The sequence below is a fragment of the Tardiphaga alba genome, from assembly GCF_018279705.1.
GTDB classification, from domain to species: domain Bacteria; phylum Pseudomonadota; class Alphaproteobacteria; order Rhizobiales; family Xanthobacteraceae; genus Tardiphaga; species Tardiphaga alba.
This window is the reverse complement of record NZ_CP036498.1, coordinates 3672903-3692547: the sequence shown is the minus strand read 5'-3', so window position 1 is coordinate 3692547 and position 19645 is coordinate 3672903. Positions and strand designations below refer to the sequence as shown.

The window sequence follows — 19645 nt, the reverse complement described above, 5'->3', positions numbered from 1 at the left end:
CATGGCGGATGACGACAATCAGTCTGGCGGCCCCGGCGGTCCATCGACGTCGGTCATCACCAAGACCAAACCGAAGACGAAGCGCCCGAACCTCTATCGGGTGCTCATTCTCAACGACGACTACACGCCGATGGAATTCGTCGTCCACGTGCTGGAGAAGTTCTTCCAGAAGGACGCCGAGGCTGCGACACAGATCATGCTGCATGTTCATCATCACGGCATCGGCGAGTGTGGTGTTTACACCTACGAGATCGCCGAGACCAAGGTGACGCAGGTGATGGACTTCGCACGGAAGCACCAGCACCCGCTGCAATGTGTGATGGAAAAGAAATAAAGCCCAACATACGTGTCCGGCACAGACATGTTTCTGCCTGTACCGAGCGGTGAGTCGGGCAAGCCATTGATCGGATCCGGACGCATTTGAGAATGTCTCGAACTGAACGGTCGAGATCGACGCGCGCGCCGCAAAACGCTGCGTCAAGACGACAATCGACCATATTTCCCATCAAGCCGGAACCAGCCTTTCGCCACGATCTGGCGACACTATATGCAGAAAGGTTCTTGTTGCCTGCGAGGGCAACGATGGCCATGATGGTGGGGGCCAAAGAGGACGCGGAATGCCAACTTTTTCTCAAAGCCTAGAACAATCGCTGCACCGGGCGCTCTCGATCGCGAATGAGCGCCACCATCAATATGCGACGCTGGAACACCTCCTGCTATCGCTGGTGGACGACTCGGATGCCGCAGCGGTGATGCGGGCCTGTAGTGTTGATCTCGATAAGCTGCGCGGCAGCCTGGTCAATTATCTCGAAACCGAATTCGAAAACCTGGTGACGGATGGCAGCGACGATGCCAAGCCGACGGCCGGTTTTCAGCGCGTCATCCAGCGCGCCGTCATTCATGTGCAGTCATCAGGTCGCGAGGAAGTGACCGGCGCCAATGTGCTGATCGCGATCTTCGCCGAGCGCGAGAGCCACGCCGCCTATTTCCTGCAGGAGCAGGACATGACGCGCTACGACGCGGTCAATTACATCAGCCACGGCATCGCCAAGCGTCCTGGTGTTTCCGAGGCGCGGCCGGTGCGCGGCGTCGATGAAGAGACCGAGGCGAAGAACGGCGAGGAGTCCAAGAAGAAGGGCGAGGCGCTCGACACCTATTGCGTGAACCTCAACAAGAAGGCGAAGGACGGCAAGATCGATCCGGTGATCGGGCGTAATTCCGAGATCAACCGCGCGATCCAGGTGCTGTGCCGCCGCCAGAAGAACAATCCGCTGTTTGTCGGCGAAGCCGGTGTCGGCAAGACGGCGATCGCCGAAGGTCTGGCCAAGCGCATCGTGGACAGCGATGTGCCGGAAGTGTTGTCGGCTGCCACCGTGTTCTCGCTGGACATGGGCACGCTGCTCGCGGGCACGCGTTATCGCGGCGATTTCGAAGAGCGCCTCAAGCAGGTGCTCAAGGAGCTCGAAGCGCATCCGAATGCGATCTTGTTCATTGACGAAATCCACACGGTGATCGGTGCCGGTGCGACGTCGGGTGGCGCGATGGACGCGTCGAACCTGCTGAAGCCGGCGCTGGCTTCGGGCGGCATCCGCTGCATGGGCTCGACGACGTACAAGGAGTATCGCCAGCACTTCGAGAAGGACCGCGCACTGGTGCGGCGCTTCCAGAAGATCGACGTCAATGAACCGACCGTCGATGACGCGATCCTGATCCTCAAGGGCCTCAAGCCTTACTTCGAGGATTACCACAAGCTGAAATACACGAACGAAGCCATTGAGGCCGCGGTACAGCTGTCGTCGCGCTACATCCATGACCGCAAGCTGCCGGACAAGGCGATCGACGTGATCGACGAGTCCGGTGCGGCGCAGATGCTGGTGACCGAGAGCAAGCGTAAGAAGACCATCGGCATCAAGGAAATCGAGACCACTATCGCCACGATGGCGCGCATCCCGCCGAAGAGCGTGTCGAAGGACGACGCCGAAACGCTGCGGCATCTCGAAGCGACCTTGAAGCGCGTGGTGTTCGGGCAGGACAAGGCCATCGAGGCGCTGTCCGCATCGATCAAGCTGGCGCGTGCCGGCCTGCGCGAACCGGAGAAGCCGATCGGCTCCTACCTGTTCTCGGGCCGACGGGTGTCGGCAAGACCGAAGTGGCGAAGCAGTTGGCTGCGTCGCTTGGCGTCGAGCTGCTGCGTTTCGACATGTCCGAATATATGGAGCGGCATACGGTGTCGCGCCTGATCGGCGCGCCTCCCGGCTATGTCGGCTTCGATCAGGGTGGCTTGCTGACCGATGGCGTGGATCAGCATCCGCATTGCGTGGTGCTGCTCGACGAAATCGAGAAGGCGCATCCGGATCTCTACAACGTGCTCCTGCAGGTGATGGATCACGGTCGGCTCACCGACCACAACGGCAAGCAGGTCTCGTTCCGCAACGTCATCCTGATCATGACGACCAATGCGGGTGCCGCGGATCTGGCGCGTCAGGCGTTCGGCTTCACCCGCAGCAAGCGGGAAGGCGACGATCACGAGGCGATCAACCGGCAGTTCGCGCCGGAATTCCGCAACCGCCTGGATGCAGTCGTGTCGTTCGGTCACCTCAATTCCGATGTCATCGGCATGGTGGTGGAGAAGTTCGTGCTGCAGCTGGAAGCCCAGCTGGCAGACCGCGATGTGACCATCGAACTGTCCGAGCCCGCCAAGGCCTGGCTGATCCAGCACGGCTACGACGAGCAGATGGGTGCGCGTCCAATGGGCCGCGTGATCCAGGAGCACATCAAGAAGCCGCTTGCCGAAGAGCTGCTGTTCGGCGAGCTCAAGAATGGCGGCCATGTCCGCGTCGTGCTCAAGAAGGACGAAGCGGTGCTCGGCGTCGATCAGGAGAGCATCGGCTTCGAGTTCGTCGATGGCCCGGTAACGCCGAAGCCGGAGAAACTCCCGGCCAAGCGTGGCGCGGCCAAGAAACCGAAGCCCGGCAAAGGCTCCGGCCCGGCCAAGGGCCTCGTGAAGGCGTAAGCGCTTCGCGTCAGTAAAAATGAAAAAGGCCGGTGAGCGATCACCGGCCTTTTTTGTTTGTTCTGCCGGGGGCGGAATAGTGGTCATCCTCCGAGACGCGACTTGCGGCAACTCGACGGGGAGGGCGGGGTTTTTATTTCCCCAGCAATCGCTGAATTTCCTCTTGCAGCTCGCGCTTCTTCATCTCGCTTCTACGGACGCGCTCATCAAGGTCGGAATCTCGGGTGTCATCACTGCGCGCTTCGCGAAAGGAGACTCCGATCACATTGTCGCGCGACCAGAGAATGTCGGCCGACAACGTTCGGCTGCCACGTTCGATTGTGAGCGTCTTCTGCTCCCTGGCGGAGGCGGCGTCAAAATTCTCCGTGTCGCGCGGCTGCTTGCGACGCTCGTCCATATCCCGAAGTCCCCGTTAGATTGCAGGCGGGACTGTACGCAGTTCCGCCATTGGCGGAAGGCGTGCCAGCGGACCAAGCGGAGTTAACGTAAATCAAGTTTAAGACTGACCGCCGAAAACCGGCCACAATTCAGGCTGCGGTATCCCGCAGCCCTTTGGCGATGTCTTTCTGCTTGTCGAATTCAGCGCGGCGACGCGCCAGCTCGTCGTCGCTGAGCAGAGCGACATTGTTGTAGTCGTTCTTCCAGGCCGGATCCTGCGCCCAGCGCAGCGGAGACTGCATGGTCGTCTGTGGCCCGACTGCGGATTCCAGCAGCCGAAGGGCCAGTTCCAGCGTCAGCGCCTGCGAGGCCTTGTCCTGCGGCTTGCCGGCGGCATTGCCGAGCGGGAAATCGCTGAACAGGAAGCGCGGCACGCCGACATGTTCGACGATGTCCTTGGCGCAGCCCATCACCACGGTGGGGATGCCGCTGGCTTCGAGATGGCGCGCGACGATGCTGACGGTCTGATGGCAGACCGGGCAGTTCGGCACGAGGATGGCGGCATCGATACCATCGGCCTGCGCGCGGGCGAGGATCTCCGGCGCATCGGTCTCGATGGTGACACGGTGGCTGCGATTGGTGGGCGCGCCGAAGAAGCGTGGGGCGACTTCGCCGATGCGACCTTGCGCGGCAGCCTGCTTGAGCGCGGGCAGGGGAAACCAGCTGCCGCTGTCGTCGGCCTTGGTGTGCACGCGGTCATAGGCGATGTGCGAGATGCGCAGGTCATGGCTCTGTGACGTATCGCCATCATAGACCTGATAGAATTTTGCGCCGCCATTGTAGATCGCGCCGGGGCCCTGATCGCCCTTGTCGGGATTGTAAGGCGCGGCGGTGGTGATGATGGCCACCCGCGATTGCGCGAGCGGCTTCTTGAGCGACTGGAACGGCGCATCGATATTGTGCGCCCAGCGATAGGGCGCGTCATAGCCGAGTGCGCGGTAATAAGCGCGGGTGCGCGCCATATACTGGATCGGCACATCGTCCTGTGCTGCGCGGTCCGGAGCCTCTTTCGACATGTCGCTCATGGTTTTCGCTCCCGTATCCGCCTTATTTCATTCATAGCTAGCCCGTTGGAAACCACTGTTCAAGGCGTGGAACTCGCACAGGGCCCTGCATGACGCGATGGATCACGGCAGCGATGACGGGCATTGCGATGATGCTGGTGCCAGCCGCGCGTGCCGACGAGTTACCGCTGAGCGAATTGGCAAAGCCCGGCGCCGACCGCATGTTGCCGATCCAGCCTGGGACTTCCGATCTTGCCAAGGATTCGAATGCCCGCGAGGCGATGTGCCTGATGATCGAGTCCGCGGCGCGCGCCAATGATCTGCCGCTGGAATTTTTCGCCCGCGTGATCTGGCAGGAGAGCCGCTTCCAGCCCAATGCGGTGGGGCCGGTGACGCGCAGTGGCGCACGCGCGCAGGGCATCGCGCAATTCATGCCGGGCACCGCCGCCGAGCGCCGGCTGCTCGACCCCTTCGATCCCGTGCAGGCGCTGCCGAAATCCGCGGAATTCTTGCGCGAGCTGCGCGACCAGTTCGGCAATCTCGGCCTGGCTGCCGCTGCCTACAATGCCGGCCCGCGCCGTGTGCAGGAATGGCTCGACGGCAAAGGCTACATGCCCGGCGAGACGCGCAACTATGTCTCGGCCATCACCGGCGCAACGGTGGAGGACTGGCAGGTGACTGGCCGCAACGGCAAGGCGCCGGCGCGTCCGCAGACATCGAGCTGCCGCGAGTTGATGGCGCTGCTGCGGCGAGCGCCTAATCCATTTGTCGAGCAGCTGGAAGTGCGTGTGAAGCTCGGCGAGGCGAAGCCATGGGGCGTCCAGCTGTCCGCCGGCTTCAATCGCGATCGTGCGCTGATGCAATATGCGCGGGCGATGACGCGGCTTCGCCCGCTGGTGGGCGATCACGATCCAAACCTCGTGAGGTCGATCTTCCGCAGCCGGGGCACCCGGCCGTTCTATCAGGTACGGATCGGCGCCGACACGCGCGAGGAGGCGAATGGCCTATGCAGCCAGATCCACAAGGCCGGCCAAGCTTGTCTCGTGCTGCGCAATCGGGGCGCGTGAGGCCGCCATGCGTGGCATGCTCTTGACCAATCTGGTGTTCCCAAGCCAATGAGCATTGGGATCAATCGGACAGAAACGGACCATCGTGGCGCTACCGGCACTGGATTCACCGCAATGGCAGGGGACGACGTCGGCGTTTCTCTACGGCCTGCGGTCGGTCGGCTCAACGATCCTCACGGCTGTCTTGTTCGCCACCTATGTCGGTATTGGCGCGCTCGCGCATGACACGCATTTCAGCCTGTTCTGGGCGCTGCTGAGTACGGCGCTGATCTGGGCCGGCCCGCGCAGATCATCCTGCTGGCGGCGCTCGGCTCCGGCGCCACGGTGATCCAGGCCGCGATCGCTGTCGGCGTCAGCGGCATCCGCCTGTTTCCCATGGTGGTTTCGGTGCTGCCGATGCTGCGGACCTCGGAGACGAAGAAGCGGCACTTGATCCTGCCATCGCATTTCATCGCCGTGACATTGTGGGTCGAGTGTTTCCGCTTGTTGCCGCAGGTGCCGCGCGAGCGGCGCATCGCCTTCGTCAACGGGCTCGGTGCCGGCCTTGTCACCACATGCCTGACGGCGACATGGATCGGCTATCATCTTGCCGCCAATCTGCCGCCGCTATTCGGCGCGGCAATCCTGCTGCTGACGCCGCTCGCTTTTCTTCTCTCCACCGCGCGCAACTGCAAGCAGCTCCCTGATGTCGTCGCACTAGTGCTCGGCCTTGCGCTTTTTCCCATCGTGTCGTTCTTCAATACCGGCGTGGATATCCTGATCTCCGGCATCTCGGCCGGCACCATCGCTTACGGCGTGCATCGCTGGAGGCGGCGATGAGCGAGCTGCAGACCTTCATCGGCGATTGGCACGCGCTCGTCATTCTTGTGCTTGCAGGTTTCATGCCCAATGAGGTCTGGCGCATGCTTGGCCTGTGGCTTGGCGGCGGCATTGATGAAGAAGCTGACATCCTGGTCTGGGTGAGGGCGGTGGCGACCGCCATTCTAGCCGGCGTGATCGCGCAGATTCTGGTGTCTCCGCCAGGCGCGCTTGCCACGGTTCCGGCGCCACTGCGCTATGGCTCGGTGCTTTTCGGTCTGCTGGTTTTTCTCGGCTTCAAACGCTCGATCTTCGCTGGCGTGTTGTGCGGCGAGTTGATGATGGTCGGCGGCAAATACTGGTTGGGCTGACATCTTGTTGCATCGCGCGGGATGGCCTTGTGCAAGCCTGCGAACCCGATACTCTCCTCGCAATCAAAGAAGAATATTTCGGGAGAGACAATGACCTCGCGCCTGCGCTCCGTTCTGCTATCGACCGTCATCATCGCGACGACAGCTATTGCTGCACCGCTCGCCCGCGCAGCGGAATATCCGTCCCGCGCCATCAAGCTCGTCGTGCCATATGCGGCGGGCGGACCGACCGATGTGCTGGCACGTCTGGTCGCGGACTATCTCGGCAAGGATCTCAAGCAAACCACGGTGGTCGAGAACAAGCCGGGCGCGCAAGGCGCCATCGCCGCCGAACAGGTCGCACGTGCGGAGCCCGATGGCTACACGCTGTTTGTGACCGCAGCATCGATCATGGTGCTCAACCCGCTGCTCTATAAAAAGCTGCCCTACGATCCGCAGAAGGATCTGCGCATGCTCACGGTGGTCACCGATCTGCCCGTCGTGATGGAAGTGCATCCGTCGGTGCCGGCGAAGACGGTGAAGGAATTCGTCGCCTATGCGAAGGCTAATCCGGGCAAGCTCAATTTCGGCTCGGCAGGAACGGGCGGCACGATCCATCTTGCGGGTGAGATGTTCAAGCAGATCGCCGGCGTCGAGATGACCCATGTGCCCTATAAGGGCGCGGGACCTGCGCTGACCGATCTTCTGTCCGGCAATATCCAGGTGATGTTCGACACGCTGTCCACGGCGCTGCCGCCGGTCAAGGGCGGGCTGCTGCGGCCGCTCGGCGTGTCATCGAAGGAGCGCAGCCCGGATCTGCCCGACGTGCCGACCGTCATCGAGAGCGGTTACCCCGACTATCAGGTCGGCGTCTGGTTCGGTCTGGCCGGTTCGTCGAAACTGCCGGACGAAGTGGTGACAAAAGTCATGGCCAGCATGGACAAGGCGCTGAATGACGTTGCCTTCCGCGCTTCGCTGGAGAAGATCGGCTTTCCCGTGCTGAAGCCGAAGACCGTCGCCGAGATCAATCAATTCGTTGACGAGGACCGCGCGCGGTGGTCGAAGGTGATCAAGGCGATGAATATCTCGCTGGATTGATCAAGGAATGCATCATGGTTCGTGAAAGTGAAATCCGCGCCGGCGAAGTCGTCGTCGAGGCACCGAAACCGAACCATGCCGGTCTCGTCTATATCGGCCGCATCCGCACCCCATGGACGTCGCGGCTGGAAACGCCGCGGCAGGGCCGGCATGACGGGCCTGTCTGCCGGCTCGAAATCTTCGAGCCGTGGGTGGCTGGTCTGAAAGACCTCGAACTCTACAACACGCTCGAGGTGCTCTACTGGCTGCATCTGTCGCGGCGCGACCTCGTGCTGCAGAGTCCGAAGAACGACGGCACGGCGCGCGGCATCTTCTCGCTGCGCACGCCGGTGCGGCCGAACCCTATCGGCACCTCGGTGGTGAAACTCGTGGGGATCGAGGGATCCGTGGTTCTGGTGCGCGGGCTGGATTGTCTCGACGAGACGCCGCTGCTCGACATCAAGCCGGACCGCTGCGAATTCACGCCATTGGCGCCGCCGCAGCCCGGCGATTTTCAGACGGAGTAGGTGTTCAGCCCAGCGCCTTCAATGCGGCGATCAGTTTGGCGGCGTTCGCTTCCAGCACCTTCGGATCTTCCTTGATGCTTGCGGCGGGCAGCAGTGCCGTGCCTTCGAAGCGCGGCATCACATGCATGTGCAGGTGAAACACCACCTGGCCACCAGCCGTCTCCGAATATTGCGCAACGGTCATGCCGTCGGCGTTGAAGGCCTGTTTCGTGGCGATTGCGATCTTCTGCGCGGCGCGGATCACATGGGCGTAATCTTCCGGCAGGATGTCGAAGATGTTGCGAGCAGCGGCTTTGGGGATCACCAGCGTGTGGCCGGGCGAGCGCGGCATGATGTCGAGGAAGGCGAGGACGTGATCGTTCTCATAGACCTTTACACAAGGCAGCTCGCCCCGCAGGATTTTGGCGAAGATATTGTTGTTGTCATACGCGACCATGGAGTCCTCCGAAAATTGCGCCGGGAATGTCGCCGCCGGCGGCGTCGGGGTCAAGCCGCCGGATCACCCTTGCGGAACGGGCCGAGCTCGGCCAGTTCACGGCCGGCCTCCGCGACATAGCTGCGCTCGCGCTTGAGATAATCCGCCACCGCCGCGCGAAATCCGCGATCGGCGATGTAATGGGCCGAGTAGGTGGTCTGCGGGAGATAGCCGCGGGCGATCTTGTGCTCGCCCTGGGCACCGGCTTCGACGGTCTTCAGTTTGCAGCGAATGGCAAAGTCGATGGCCTGATAATAGCAGACCTCGAAATGCAGGAACGGGTGATGTTCGATGGCGCCCCAATGGCGGCCGAACAGGGTGTCGGAGCCGATGAAATTGATGGCGCCGGCGATGAACTTGCCGTCGCGCTTCGCCATGATCAGCGCCACGTCCTCGGCCATGGTTTCGCCGATCAGCGTGTAGAATTCGCGGGTGAGGTAGGGGCGGCCCCACTTTCGCGATCCCGTCTCCATGTAGAAATCGAAAAAGGCGTCCCAGGCCTCCTCGGTGATGTCAGGCCCTGACAGCGCTTCGATCGTGATGCCGGCCGCCAGCGCGTCACGGCGCTCGCGCTTGATGGCCTTGCGGTGGCGGGAGTTCAGCGTGGCGAGGAAATCGTCAAACGTTTCATAGCCGGGATTGTGAAAATGAAACTGCTGGTCGGTGCGCTGGAGAAAGCCGCGCTCGGCGAGAAACCGCCATTCGTCCTCGCGGGCAAAGGTGACATGCACGGATGAGGCTTGGGTCGCTTCACAGAGCCCGACCAGCCCGCCCGCCAGCGCCTCGCTGACACGCGCGACATCGAAGCCGTCGCGGATCAGCAGCCGGGGGCCGGTGGCCGGGGTAAACGGAACCGAGGCCTGCAGCTTCGGATAATAGTCGCCGCCGGCGCGCTCATACGCGTCGGCCCAGCCGCGGTCGAAGACATATTCGCCCTGGGAGTGGGATTTCAGGTAGCAGGGCACGATGCCGGCGATCTTGCCGTCCTGCTTGGCCAGAAGGTGCCGGGGACCCCAGCCGGTGCGTGCGCAGGCTGAATTCGATGTCTCAACTGCGCTCAAAAAAGCGTGCGAAACGAAGGGGTTATAAGGGGCTTCTGAAGTTGAGCTGGTGACGCTTGAGAGCGTGTCGAGATCAGCCAGATCATCGGCCAGGGTCTGTCCGGCGACGGCGCGGCCAGTCGCGCAGGCGTCCCATTCCGCTTGCGGCACCTGGCTGATCGATCCGACTGCTTCGAGGGTAATGTCCGATGACGTCATCAATCACTTGAACCGGTCATGTGCGATCAGCGCGGCGACCGCTCCTTCAGGTGGGCACTTCGTGTCGCACTTCAAGACCCCCAGAGGACGCTTACGGCTCCGGGACAAAACCTTCAAACGTCATCTGGTCCGCGTGACGCCTGGTGATCGCAACCTGTTCGGGCGTGCGCACCGTCCATGTGATCAGCGCGCAGCCGAACAGGTTGCGGGCGATCCAGGGCGCCGGGGCGGGCAGTTGCTTGACCCAATAGGAGACAAAATGTGGCCGGGTGCGGAAGGCATGGCGGAGATGGAGCATGCCGTCGCGCTGGGCCTGTGTCAGCGTCAGCCATTCGCCATCGTCGTAAGTGCGCTGGGCAGTGATGCCGCGCGGAATGTCCGGCGCGATGTCACGCATGGCGAGCACCTGATCCGGATCGAACGACATCCAGGCGGCTGGGCCGCGATAGGCCTTGAGCAATTCGGCTGTGCGCCCAACAAGTTTACGGTCGCCGTCAAAGTGGCTCTTGATCTCGATGATGAGGCCGACACGGCCATCTACCAGCGCGAGCAGGTCGCCAAGCGACATCATGCGCTCCGGCGTGTCCCTAAAAGTGACGGCTTTGAGCTCGGCGGTGGTCTTGGTGAGGAGAAGCCCAGTGCCCTCTGTAAGGCGACCGAGCTCATCATCGTGGTGGACCATCGCCTCGCCATCGGCGGTGAGCTGGACGTCCACTTCGATGGAGAAATTGCCGGCAATGGCCGCGTGCATCGCGCCCGGCATGTTTTCGATGATGCCGGGGGCGCGGTCGTGCAGGCCGCGATGCGCGACCGGGCGGGCAATCAGCCAGTCAGGTGCGCGCATCGGGTGATCCTTGCGACGATTCTTGGATCAGATGACTTCGAACACCGCATCGACCTCGACGGCGCAATCGACCGGCAGCGAGGCGACACCAACGGCGGCGCGGGAGTGGCGGCCCTTGTCGCCGAAAGCGGCGACCATCAGGTCCGAGGCGCCGTTGATGACCTTCGGCGAGTCGATGAAATCCGGCGTCGCATTGACGAAGCCGCCGAGACGGACGACGCGTGCGACCTTGTCGAGATCGCCGAGCGCGGCCTTGACCTGGGCCAGGATGTTGATGGCGCAGCCACGGGCGGCGGCGACGCCGTCTTCCAGGCTGACATTGTCGCCGAGTTTGCCCTTGGCGATCAGCTTGCCATCGGCGCCGAGGCAGATCTGGCCGGAGACGAACAACAGATTGCCGGTGCGCACGAAGCCCACGTAATTGGCGACCGGGCTGACCGGCTCATGAAGGGTAATCCCCAAATCCGCGAGTTTCTGTTCGACCGTACCTGCCATGCGATATCCCCAAGAGTGACATTCTGCCCAACCAGATCCCCGCGGGGCGGGGATGGGCCGGGCCTGTTTCCCCTATCGACTGCGCACATGCAAGTGACGTCCAGACGACGCGCTCGCAGACCGCCGATGACTGCGGGTTACGCCACAATCGGTGACAATTATGGCAATCCGCGGATCGCCGGCGGCTGACCTGCATCCGCGCCCTAGTTGCGGCGCAATAGGGCGCTCTCTATGCTCGCAGTTCCAACATGCAGGACGAACCCATGCGCCGCACCGCTTCGACTCATCGTTTCCAGGCTCTCTCGGCGGTGCTGGGCGCGACCTTGTTGATGGCGCCGGTGTCCGTCGATGCTGCGCCGCCAGCTGCTGGTGTGCCGTTTCTGGCGCATCAGGCGCTATATGATCTCAAGCTCACCAAGTCGCGCGGCAATGCGAATGTGAATGCTGCCAATGGCCGCATTCTCTACAATTTCACTGGCAGCGCGTGCGAGGGCTATTCGTCCGATTTCCGTCAGGTGTCCGAGCTCAACACCGGAGAGGACAAGACCACGCTGAGCGATCTGCGTTCGACGAGCTGGGAATCCGGTGACGGCAAGAGCTATCGCTTCAAGATCGACACCAAGATGAACGACGATGCCACGGCCATCGACGGCATGGCCGAGCGCGACGGCGATCATATCAACGTCAAGCTGAAGCAGCCGGCGGCGAAGGAATTCAGGCTCGACGGCAACATCGTGTTTCCGACGGAGCAGATTCACCGCATCATTGCCGCGGCCAAGGATGGCAAGTCGGTGCTCGAACTCAATGTCTATGACGGATCCGATACCGGCGAGAAAGTCTACAGCACGCTGACGGTGATCGGGCAGGGGATCCCCGGCGATCGCAAGGTCGCGACGCCGGATCCCTCGACCAGCGATGACAAGATGAAGACGATGACGCGCTGGCCGGTGACGGTCAGCTATTACGACAAGTCGGCAAAGTCCGACGGCGGTGAGCAGACGCCGGTCTATGCCATGTCGTTCGAGCTGTACGAGAACGGCGTGTCGCGCTCGCTGGTGCTGGATTACAACGACTTCGTCATTGCCGGTGCCATGAGCAAGCTCATGGTCAAGGACAGCAAGCCCTGCAAGTGAGGGCTTGCGCCCTCACTCCGCGCGCGAAAACCGCATGTTATCCAGCAGCCGTAGCCCGCTGCTTTCGGTCTTGAGCAGCTTCTTCACCGCGCTGGACGCTGCGATCTCGTAGTGATCGGCATAGGCCTCATGGTTCTTCTCAATATCGTCGAGACGATAGAGATAGTTCACCATTAGGCTGGCCGACTCACGCAGGCCCTTGGCAGAGACGTCGCCGAGCCAGTCGATCTTCTCCAGCCTTGCGCCATTGCCGAGATGGAAGCGGGCAACCGAATCCACCGGGCCGCCGCGCGCATTCTTCGCTTTCAGGAAATAGTGCGCAGCAAGACCTTCCATCACCGGCTTGAGTTGCTCGCGCAGCGCGGCGTCGTTCACCCATAGCGGATCGTCGAGCATCGCGACCAGCGCGCTGTCTTCATCGGACAGGTTGAGGTCGTCGGCCTTCTGCAGCCACTTCATGAAGCCGGGGACGGGTGACAGTGTGACGAAAGTGTCGAGCTTGGGCAGTTCGCGGCGCAACTCCTCGACCACCTGCTTGATCAGGAAATTACCAAACGAAATGCCGCCGAGTCCGCGCTGGCAATTCGAGATCGAATAGAACACGGCGGTCCGCGCGCGTTCGATCGGCTCCGGCTCGCGATCCTTGGCGAGCAAGGGTGCAATCGCGCCGGGGATCGTTTCGGTGAGGGCGACTTCCACGAAGATCAGCGGCTCATCGACGAGAGCCGGATGGAAGAATGCGTAGCAGCGGCGATCGACGGGGTCGATGCGTCGGCGCAGGTCATCCCAGTCGTGGATCTCGTGCACGGCCTCGTATTTGATGACCTTTTCAAGGATGTTGGCGGGGGTCGACCAGTCGATCCTGCGCAGCACGAGAAATCCCCTGTTGAACCACGATGCGAACAGATGGACGACGTCGTTGTCGACGGCGTTGAGCTCCTTGTTGCCGTTCTTCAGGTCGAGCAGGTTCTCCCGCATCTTGACCAGTTCGCTCGTGCCGCCGGGCGCGCGATTGAGGCGACGGAACAACTCCTGCCGTTGCGGCTCGGATGCGATGTGCAAGGCGCCGGCGCCTTCACCCGTCGGCTTGGCGCGCCAGGCCTCGATGGCCTTTTCCAGACGCTCGCGATCCGGGCCGTATTTGTGCGCCAGCGTTTCGAAGAACATGACGCGACCGGCATCGTCGAGCGACTTGTAGCGATCGAGCACGCCGCGTGCGATCGCCGTACCCGACGCTTCGCCGCGTCCCGACAGGAGCTCGGCGCAGAGGTCGATTAGGTCGATGGCATTCTGTTTGGGATCGACGGCTGCGGGACCGAGCCTCAGGAGATTACGGCCACGCTCCGAAATGGAGGCGAGGAGATCAGAGAAGAAGTCATTGCTCATGGTGAATCATTTCCCGGCTGGCAGCGTCACCCAGACACGCGACAATATAGGCCATCGCGAGGCATATTGCGCGGTCATTTGAAGCATGAAACAATTGTGAGTGGCTGAATTCCGGCAAGGGATTTGCATTCCTCGCTGGCGCAATGAGGAAATTCACGATGAAGCAGACTGCACTGAGACGTGGCGTTGTGGCGGCTTTGACTTTGGGCGCGCTGCTGAGCAGCGGCGCGGCATTTGCCCAGCAAACCATCAAAGTTGGTTGGACGATTCCGGCTGAGGAATCCAAGTACTGGATGATGAAGCGGCCGCAGGAATTCGAGGATCTTGGCAAAAAATACAAGATCGAGTGGGTGCAGTTTCAAGGCACCGCGCCGATGACCCAGGCGCTGGCAGCCGGCGCGCTCGACTGCGCGACACAGTCGGTCTTGGCGCTCGCGCAAGGCGTGCAGAGCGGTGCTCTGAAGGCGAATATCGTTGCGCAGCACGTGTTTGAAAAGCCGGGCAGCTTCTCGGTCTATTGGGCCGTTAAGGAGGACTCGCCGATCAAGACGATCGCGGACCTCAAGGGCAAGACCATGTCCATCAACGTGCTGGGCTCGGGCATCTACGGTCCGATGGCTATTCTGCTGAAGCAGGCCGGTCTTGACGCGTCGAAGGACGTCAAGCTGGTCGAGGTGGGCTTTGCGCTGTCCGAGGACGCGCTGCGTGCTGGCCGTGTCGACTCTGCCGTGATGAACCAGCCTTTTGCAGCGCGCATGGAAGCGAAGGGCGGAACGCGAAAGCTGTTTTCGTTGTCGCAGCAGCAGGATGGGATCGTGCATATCCTCGAAGCCTGCCGTGCCGAGTTCATCGAGAAGAATCCCGAACTCGCCCAGATGTATGTGCGCGATCTGACCGCTGGTATGCAGAAGGCGCTCGCCAATCGCGACGAGACGCTGAAGGTGGTCAATGAGGTCATGAAGGCGCCGATCCCGGTGCTGGAGACCTATCTGTTGAAGGAAAACGACTTCGCGCGTGATCCCGGCGCGGCGCCGAATTTCCCGGCCATCCAGAAGATGCTCGATGTCTATGTCGAGACCGGCATGCTGTCGAAGAAACTCGACGTGTCCGACCTGAAGGGCAAGATCGTCGCGCCTATCAAGTAAAGCGCTACATCGACGCATCACGAAAATGGCCGGGAGAAATCCCGGCCATTTTTTTAGGATCATTGCTCGCTGTCGTCGCCGTGATCGCTGTCGATCAACAGATCCAGCGCATATTTGATGGTCGCGCGCTCATCCTCGCTGAAGCGGCTCAGTAGCGACGCTTCGTGTTCGAGCGCTGCCTTCTGTGCCGGCTTCACGCGTGCGCGGCCTTTGGCGGTGAGGTGGAGCGTAACTCGCCGACGGTCGCTCGACGCACTCTTGCGCTTGAGCAGGTCGTCGCTTTCCATCCTGTCGAGGACCTTGGTGAGCCCGGGTTGCTTCATCAGCGCCATGGCGGCGAGTTCGCCAACCGAAAGTCCCTCGACATCGGAGAGGCAGGCCAGCACACGCCATTCCGGCACGCTGAGATCCCACTCCTTCAGCCGTGCATGAAACTCGCCCGAGACATTGAAGCTCGCGCGTGCCAGCAGATAGGGCAGGTAATTGCGTGCAAAACTGTCGCTTGCCAGCGGCGCGGCCTGTCGCTGTCGCTTGTCGATGCGGCCCAATTGGCCGGAGTGAAACACCAGCGGATCGTGATTGCGCTCGACAAAGCGAACGACTTCTCCAACCAAAATGGTGTGGTCGCCGCCGGGATAGCGCGCCCAGGTCTTGCACTCGAAAATCGGCGCGAGGCCTTCGATCAATGGCGCGCCCGTGATCCCCGGCGCATGTGCGATGTCGGCGAATTTGTCGGACCCGCGTCGACCGAAACGCATCGCCAGTTCGCCATGATCTGCGCCGAGAAAATGGATCGCGAAAGCGTCGGCCTCGACGAACGGATCGTGGCTTGGTGACGACTTGGCGACGCTCCACAGCACCAGCGGCGGATCGAGAGACACCGATGAGAACGAGTTTGCAGTCATGCCGACAGGATGGTCGCCCGCATGCGCCGTGACGACAGTGACGCCAGTGGGGAACTGGCCAAGGGCTTGTCTGAATGTTGCGGGGTTGACCGGCAGCGCGGAGTTCGCGACCTTAGGGGCAGGGTTATATCGGTCGGCTTGTCATGCGCCATGGATGGTGCCGCTCCAGTATGGCCGCGACTGCCTTGAAAACGGGCGCCGCGCTATCTTTTAACTCTAAAAATATTCCTTTTCATATAACATGACGACGCCTATCATCCAACGATAATCACGACAAAACATGGATGGAGAAACGGCATGCTGGCGGATCGCATCGAGGCGAAATGGATCGACGCATTCTGCGAGATCTTCGAGCGCTGCGCGGTGAAGCCGGGCGATACCGCTGCCATCCTATCCGAGACCCAATCGCGTGCGCTGAACGTTCACATCGCTGAGCTCGCTTTGCTGCGCATGGGCGCAAAGCCGTTCCATGTCGTGGTGCCGACACCCCGCAACAAGCAGGTGGTCCCGATCCGTTCGACCGGCGCGTCCGAAGCGATCCAGCAACTCGGCCCCGTCGTGTCGGCGCTGCAGCAGGCAGGCTTCGTGGTTGATTGCACCATCGAAGGCCTGATGCATGCGAAGGAGACGCCGGACATTCTCAAGGCCGGCTCGCGCATTCTCGTGATCTCCAATGAGCATCCGGAAGCGCTGGAGCGCATGGTGCCGGATAGTGCATTGGAGAAGCGTGTGCGTGCGGCGGCGAAGATGCTGCGCGGCACGAAGCATATGAAGGTGACGTCCAAGGCGGGCACCGATCTCGACGTCAACATGGAAGGCGCCGCCACCGTCGGTGTCTGGGGCTGGACCGACAAGCCCGGCACGCTGGCGCATTGGCCAGGCGGTATCGTTGTCTCATTCCCGAAGAGCAAGACCATCAATGGCACGGTGGTGATGGATGCTGGCGACATCAATCTGACCTTCAAGCGCTACCTGACGTCGCCGGTGAAGATGTTGTTCAAGGACGACTATCTCACCGAACTGACGGGAGAGGGCGCCGATGCCGAGATGATGAAGCGCTATCTCGCGGCCTGGGGTGATCGCGAGGCCTATGCTGTATCGCATGTCGGCTGGGGCATGAATCCCAATGCGCGCTACGAGGCGTTGCAGATGTATGACCAGCGCGACACCAACGGCACCGAGATCCGCGCCGTGGCCGGCAACTTCCTGTTCTCGACCGGCGCCAATGAATTTGCCGGCCGCTACACGGCGGGGCATTTCGACCTGCCGATCTTCAAGACGACCATCACGCTGGACGGTGTGGACGTCATCAGGGACGGTGTGGTTCAGGACGTGTTCGGTTAGGCACTTCCTTAACCTCTCCCCGCATTTTGCGCGGGGAGAGGTCGACGTTCACATGCGAAGCATGTGGGCGTCGGGTGAGGGGCGGGGCACGCGGCCTGCGTCTCAGACTTTCTCCCGTTTCGCGATCTGTTGTGAGTTGAGTAGGCGGAGAGGGCACGGGCATGCTCCTCACCCGGCGCGAAAACGCGCCGACCTTTCCCCGCGCAAGATGCGGGGAGAGGTTAGGTCCGCGCTCTGCTCTCACGTCCGCGGCTTCTCTGGCCCGTCATATGCGATCCCGCGGATCACGGCGGCACTGCCGAATTTCTTCTTCAGTGCGTCCATCGCGCGCTCGGCATGGGCCGAGCGGCGGTCGAGCATGTTCTCGTCGCCGGCCTCTTCACCAGGGCGTAGCGCGCTGACGCCGGTGCCGATGAGGCGGAAGGCGGTGCCGTCGATCTCCTTCGACAGCATCTCGCGGCTAATATCGAAAATGCGTTTGGCAAGCTGCGTCGGCGACTGGATCGATTGCGAGCGGGTCCGCTGGCGGAAGTCAGCCGTCTTCAGTTTCAGTGTGATCGTGGTGCCAGAGAGCTCGCCGCTCTTCAGGCGCTCCGATACTTTCTCTGACAACCGCCACAGGATTTTCTCCAGCGTGGCGAAATCGCGAATGTCCTCGTTGAAGGTCGTCTCGTTCGAGATCGTCTTGGCGCCGCGATCGGCGACAACGAGGCGGTCATCGATGCCCCGCGCAAGGCGCCACAATCGTCGGCCTTCGCCGCCGAACTGCTTCATCAGTTCGGTCTCATCGGCGCGCTGCAGGTCGCCGACCTTGCGAAAGCCCCGCTGCGACAGGCGATCCTGCGTTGCCGGTCCGACGCCATAGATGAAGCCCACGGGCTTGTCGGCGAGGAGGGCGACGGCGTCCGCCTGATCGAGTACGGCAAAGCCGCGTGGCTTGTCGAGATCGCTGGCGATCTTGGCGAGAAACTTGTTCACGGACAGGCCGACAGAGACGGTGATGCCGATATCGCGTTCGACGTCTGCGGCGAATTTCGCCAGCACCTTGGCAGTAATCATGCCGTGAAGGCGTTGCGTGCCGGCGAGGTCGAGGAATGCTTCATCGATGGACAGTGGCTCGACCAGCGGCGTCAGCGCCTGCATGGCTTGGCGCACCTCGCGTCCGACGCGGACATATTTCGCCATGTCCGGCCTGATCACCTTCGCTTCCGGGCAGAGATCGAGCGCCTTGAACATGGGCATCGCGGAGCGGACCCCATAAGTGCGTGCGATATAGCAGGCCGCCGACACCACGCCACGCTTGCCGCCGCCGATGATGACGGGATGGTCGTTGAGCGCGGGATTGTCCCGCTTTTCCACGGTCGCATAGAACGCGTCGCAATCGATATGGGCGAGGGTCAGCGACGGCAGCGCGTGATGGCGCACCAGCCGGGGCGAGCCGCAGGCGGTGCAGCGCTTGGCGCGGAGATCGAGGTCGGCAAGGCAATCCCGGCAGAAGCAGCGCGGTCCGCTCACATCTGTCGGGAGTGGGGTCACGAGAAATCGCTGCCCGGGCCTGCGAGCGCCTGGCGCGCGGCGGCGACGGTGGTCGGCGGCAGTTGCGAGGCGCTTGCGAAGGCCTGCACGGTCTCGTCGTCGCGCAGGACGAAATCCAGCACGCTCACGAGGAATTGCGGGTCCTTTGCAGCCGAGCGTAGCGTCTCCGGGCCGATGCCGCTCTCGGACAGAAATAGCCCCAGCCGTTCCGGCTCGCCCGCAACAAAGGAAAGCGCCTGAATCGCAACGATTTCAGCTACTTCGCCGGGGTGCCGCTGGCTCTTTTTCATCACGCGTGTTTGCCTTTCCGTAACTTATCGTCTCTAGTTTGAATCATCATGCCCGAGTCACCTAAGTGATTCCAGAGATGGGATTTTTCGGCGGTGAGAAGGGTCATTCGGCGGCATTGCATCGCCGGCGCCGGGTTCAGGCCAGGCGCAGATAACACCGTTTATTTCGGGATTGGAGGGCGGGATGGCTAAAACCGTCCTGATCGTGGAGGACAACGAGCTCAATATGAAGCTGTTCCGTGACCTGCTGGAAGCCCATGGCTACCAGACAGTGGGCACGAGCAACGGCTACGAAGCGCTCGACCTTGTCCGCTCGCTCCGCCCCGATCTGATTCTGATGGACATCCAGTTGCCGCAGGTCTCCGGCCTCGAAGTGACCGGATGGATCAAACAGGATCCATCGATCAGCATGATCCCCGTCGTTGCCGTCACAGCATTCGCCATGAAGGGCGACGAAGAACGTATCCGCGAGGGCGGGTGCGAGGCCTATTTGTCAAAGCCTATTTCGGTCGGAAAATTCATCGAGACCGTTCGTCGATTTATCGGTTAGGGAGCGTTC

19 protein-coding genes and 2 pseudogenes are annotated in these 19645 nt (G+C 61.8%); 11 read left to right on the top strand and 10 right to left on the bottom strand.

What is annotated here, in order from left to right; genetic code table 11:
- Position 1 precedes the first annotated feature (1 nt).
- The gene (clpS, locus tag RPMA_RS17480) at positions 2-334 is read left to right on the top strand and encodes an ATP-dependent Clp protease adapter ClpS (protein WP_211913714.1); all 333 of its coding nucleotides are present in this window, start codon (positions 2-4) and stop codon (positions 332-334) included.
- Positions 335-617: 283 nt separating this feature from the next.
- Positions 618-3013: pseudogene (gene clpA, locus RPMA_RS17475) on the top strand (ATP-dependent Clp protease ATP-binding subunit ClpA).
- Positions 3014-3146: 133 nt separating this feature from the next.
- Here clpA and RPMA_RS17470 read toward each other — a convergent pair.
- Positions 3147-3410 (bottom strand): hypothetical protein, encoded by a 264-nt coding sequence (locus RPMA_RS17470; RefSeq protein ID WP_211908972.1) that lies wholly within the window; start codon positions 3408-3410, stop codon positions 3147-3149.
- A gap of 130 nt (positions 3411-3540) precedes the next feature.
- Positions 3541-4476 (bottom strand): glycine/sarcosine/betaine reductase selenoprotein B family protein, encoded by a 936-nt coding sequence (locus RPMA_RS17465; RefSeq protein WP_211908971.1) that lies wholly within the window; start codon positions 4474-4476, stop codon positions 3541-3543.
- Positions 4477-4565: 89 nt separating this feature from the next.
- On the opposite strand from RPMA_RS17465, the gene RPMA_RS17460 reads away from it, so the two are divergent.
- The 5 genes and pseudogenes from RPMA_RS17460 to tsaA all read left to right on the top strand — a co-directional run bounded on the left by RPMA_RS17460 (position 4566) and on the right by tsaA (position 8274).
- Positions 4566-5522 (top strand): transglycosylase SLT domain-containing protein, encoded by a 957-nt coding sequence (locus RPMA_RS17460; RefSeq protein WP_408056448.1) that lies wholly within the window; start codon positions 4566-4568, stop codon positions 5520-5522.
- Between the two features lie 85 nt (positions 5523-5607).
- Positions 5608-6341 (top strand): annotated as a pseudogene (locus RPMA_RS17455) (AzlC family ABC transporter permease).
- A gap of 5 nt (positions 6342-6346) precedes the next feature.
- Complete coding sequence (locus RPMA_RS17450) at positions 6347-6691, top strand: AzlD domain-containing protein (protein ID WP_211913712.1); 345 nt, start codon at positions 6347-6349, stop codon at positions 6689-6691.
- Positions 6692-6781: 90 nt separating this feature from the next.
- Positions 6782-7768: a Bug family tripartite tricarboxylate transporter substrate binding protein gene (locus tag RPMA_RS17445; protein WP_211908970.1), complete on the top strand. Its 987-nt coding sequence runs from the start codon at positions 6782-6784 to the stop codon at positions 7766-7768.
- A gap of 14 nt (positions 7769-7782) precedes the next feature.
- Positions 7783-8274, top strand: coding sequence for a tRNA (N6-threonylcarbamoyladenosine(37)-N6)-methyltransferase TrmO (gene tsaA / locus RPMA_RS17440; protein WP_211908969.1), 492 nt, complete (start codon positions 7783-7785; stop codon positions 8272-8274).
- 4 nt (positions 8275-8278) lie between these two features.
- Here the strand turns inward: tsaA and RPMA_RS17435 are convergent, their stop codons facing one another.
- The 4 genes from RPMA_RS17435 to RPMA_RS17420 all read right to left on the bottom strand — a co-directional run bounded on the left by RPMA_RS17435 (position 8279) and on the right by RPMA_RS17420 (position 11347).
- On the bottom strand, positions 8279-8710 hold the full coding sequence (locus tag RPMA_RS17435; protein WP_211908968.1) for an HIT family protein: 432 nt from the start codon (positions 8708-8710) through the stop codon (positions 8279-8281).
- 50 nt (positions 8711-8760) lie between these two features.
- Positions 8761-10008 carry a GNAT family N-acetyltransferase gene (locus RPMA_RS17430; protein WP_211908967.1) on the bottom strand — a complete coding sequence of 416 codons (1248 nt, stop codon included), beginning with the start codon at positions 10006-10008 and terminating at the stop codon, positions 8761-8763.
- Positions 10009-10099: 91 nt separating this feature from the next.
- Positions 10100-10852 (bottom strand): glycerophosphodiester phosphodiesterase, encoded by a 753-nt coding sequence (locus tag RPMA_RS17425; protein WP_211908966.1) that lies wholly within the window; start codon positions 10850-10852, stop codon positions 10100-10102.
- 27 nt (positions 10853-10879) lie between these two features.
- Positions 10880-11347 (bottom strand): RidA family protein, encoded by a 468-nt coding sequence (locus RPMA_RS17420; protein ID WP_211908965.1) that lies wholly within the window; start codon positions 11345-11347, stop codon positions 10880-10882.
- A gap of 263 nt (positions 11348-11610) precedes the next feature.
- Here RPMA_RS17420 and RPMA_RS17415 point away from each other — a divergent pair, with 263 nt between their 5' ends.
- Positions 11611-12480, top strand: coding sequence for a cell envelope integrity EipB family protein (locus RPMA_RS17415; RefSeq protein WP_211908964.1), 870 nt, complete (start codon positions 11611-11613; stop codon positions 12478-12480).
- A gap of 12 nt (positions 12481-12492) precedes the next feature.
- On the opposite strand, the gene RPMA_RS17410 is transcribed toward RPMA_RS17415, so the two are convergent.
- Positions 12493-13866 (bottom strand): malonyl-CoA decarboxylase, encoded by a 1374-nt coding sequence (locus RPMA_RS17410; protein WP_211908963.1) that lies wholly within the window; start codon positions 13864-13866, stop codon positions 12493-12495.
- A 158-nt stretch (positions 13867-14024) separates the two neighbouring features.
- Here RPMA_RS17410 and RPMA_RS17405 point away from each other — a divergent pair, with 158 nt between their 5' ends.
- Positions 14025-15011, top strand: a complete 987-nt coding sequence (locus RPMA_RS17405; protein WP_408056447.1) for an ABC transporter substrate-binding protein — start codon at positions 14025-14027, stop codon at positions 15009-15011.
- Between the two features lie 59 nt (positions 15012-15070).
- On the opposite strand, the gene RPMA_RS17400 is transcribed toward RPMA_RS17405, so the two are convergent.
- Positions 15071-15916, bottom strand: coding sequence for a flavin reductase (locus tag RPMA_RS17400; RefSeq protein WP_211908961.1), 846 nt, complete (start codon positions 15914-15916; stop codon positions 15071-15073).
- A 297-nt stretch (positions 15917-16213) separates the two neighbouring features.
- Here RPMA_RS17400 and RPMA_RS17395 point away from each other — a divergent pair, with 297 nt between their 5' ends.
- Positions 16214-17260 (top strand): peptidase M29, encoded by a 1047-nt coding sequence (locus RPMA_RS17395; protein WP_211908960.1) that lies wholly within the window; start codon positions 16214-16216, stop codon positions 17258-17260.
- A 240-nt stretch (positions 17261-17500) separates the two neighbouring features.
- Here RPMA_RS17395 and RPMA_RS17390 read toward each other — a convergent pair whose 3' ends face one another.
- Together RPMA_RS17390 and RPMA_RS17385 are read right to left on the bottom strand one after the other, a co-directional pair.
- A complete protein-coding gene (locus RPMA_RS17390) occupies positions 17501-18796 on the bottom strand; it encodes a DNA polymerase IV (RefSeq protein ID WP_211908959.1) in 1296 nt (431 codons plus the stop codon).
- Complete coding sequence (locus tag RPMA_RS17385) at positions 18793-19086, bottom strand: DUF3572 domain-containing protein (protein WP_211908958.1); 294 nt, start codon at positions 19084-19086, stop codon at positions 18793-18795. The genes RPMA_RS17390 and RPMA_RS17385 overlap by 4 nt, the downstream gene beginning before the upstream one ends.
- A 184-nt stretch (positions 19087-19270) precedes the next feature.
- On the opposite strand from RPMA_RS17385, the gene RPMA_RS17380 reads away from it, so the two are divergent.
- Positions 19271-19636, top strand: coding sequence for a response regulator (locus tag RPMA_RS17380; protein ID WP_211908957.1), 366 nt, complete (start codon positions 19271-19273; stop codon positions 19634-19636).
- Positions 19637-19645: the final 9 nt, after the last annotated feature.